The sequence below is a fragment of the Lamprobacter sp. genome (assembly GCF_034860625.1).
In the GTDB taxonomy this organism is placed as follows: domain Bacteria; phylum Pseudomonadota; class Gammaproteobacteria; order Chromatiales; family Chromatiaceae; genus Lamprobacter.
This window is the reverse complement of the sequence record NZ_JAYESN010000461.1, coordinates 1-1,684: the sequence shown is the minus strand read 5'-3', so window position 1 is coordinate 1,684 and position 1,684 is coordinate 1. Positions and strand designations below refer to the sequence as shown.

General features: G+C 66.4%; 1 protein-coding gene. It reads left to right on the top strand.

The window, feature by feature from the left end; translation table 11 throughout:
• Positions 1-280: 280 nt before the first annotated feature.
• The coding region (locus tag VBE63_RS28830; protein WP_323686414.1) for a VWA domain-containing protein at positions 281-1,684 on the top strand (1,404 nt) is incomplete at its 3' end.

The window sequence follows — 1,684 nt, the reverse complement described above, 5'->3', positions numbered from 1 at the left end:
TGACCCACCCGGAGCGGATCACGGACTTCGACGCCTTGTTCAATGACGATGCGATCGACGGCCAGGACGAGTCCCTGGAGATCGAGTCGACCAACGCGTCCCCGGCGCCGGCTTCATCGACGCCACCCGAGCCGATCAGCGCTCAAGACTTCTGGTTCTGAGCCTTCACCCAGGCCGTCACCGGCTCCAACCGGAGTCTTGACGGCCTCATCCATCACCCCTGTGGGGCCGTCGGCCCCACAGCGGCGGCGGTCCCCGATTGATGTTTCGGAGACACCTGATGATCACACCCTCAACCACGCTGCACCGGGCTATGCCGATCGTTGCCGCGGCGCTGGGACGCCAGTTCGGCGTCGCTGTCCGCGTCGGCGGCAGCGAGGCCCTGACCGATGGTCAGACCATCGTCGTGCCGGCCCTGCCCAGTGATTCGGCCCTGTTGCCGGTCGCCTGGGGCTATCTGGCGCATGAGGCCGCGCATCTGCGCTATACCGACTTTGACGTTTACCGACGTGCGGCCCAGGCAGGCGATGCCCTGAGTGGGCAGATCCTGAACATCCTCGAGGATGTGCGCATCGAGCGTGCGCTCGCCGGTCCTTATCCCGGCACCCGCGAGACCTTGCAGGCGGTCTGTGCGCATCTGCTTGACGCGGGTGCGATGACGGCGCCGCCCTTGGAAGCGCATCCGGTGCGGATACTGAGTAGCTATCTGCTGCTCTCACTGCGCCATCGCGTGCTGGGTTATGGGCGACTGGCGGGCGAAGCACAACGCGCTGAGGCGCGCTTGCGTGCGGTCTTTCCAGCCCGCACCGTGCATCGACTGCAGGGACTGCTGACCGAGGTGTCGCAGTTGCAGAACACCGAGGCGGTCGCCGAGCTGACAAGACGCGTGCGGGATCTGCTGGAGGCAGAGCAAGGGTCAGCGCAGGAGGGACAACAGCCCCCTCAACCACCTGAAGCGGCACAGCCGGAGCAGGCTTCGCCGGAAGCTGCGCAGGATGACCCGCAGCAAGGCGAAGGCGCAGCGGGAGATTGCGCTCAGCCCTCTTCAGGAGCTGGAACCGATGGCGCTGACGATCGCGCAACCGACGTGCTTGGCACCAACGATCAGGGCCAACGACCCGAGCCCGCAAAGGACGATGATGCTCATCAAACCGGTACGAGCACGGATGCTGAAGACAGTGCGTCTTCAGACTCGGACTCGGACTCGGACTCGGACTCGGACGCTAGCGCCGATCAAGCCTCAGTTGCAAAGCAATCAAAGCCCGACGATGCCAGCGTGACGCGCGAAGCGTCGGCTGCACAACAGCGCGCACTGACCCAAGCGCTGCAGGCCACCGAGGCGGACCTGCCGGCTGATCCGTTCGAGACCCTCCGGGGTCTGCTCGCGGCGGCGGGCAGCGGCCAGAGTCGCTGCATCCTGCCCCGCGGTGAGCGCTGTTTGGGCGATGCCCAGGCCGGGCTTGAGCGCCTGGCACAGGTCCGGCAGACCTCCCGGGCGCTGATGGCCCGGCTCGATGGGCTGGTGCAGGCCTCGCGCCTAGATCGCTCGCATGCGCGTCGCCATGGCCCCCGGTTGCTGTCAAAGCGGCTCTACCGATCGGCGATTGGCGATCCCCGGATCTTCGCCCGCAAACGCGAGCGGATCGCGGTGGAGACGGCACTGCACCTGCTGATCGATCTGTCT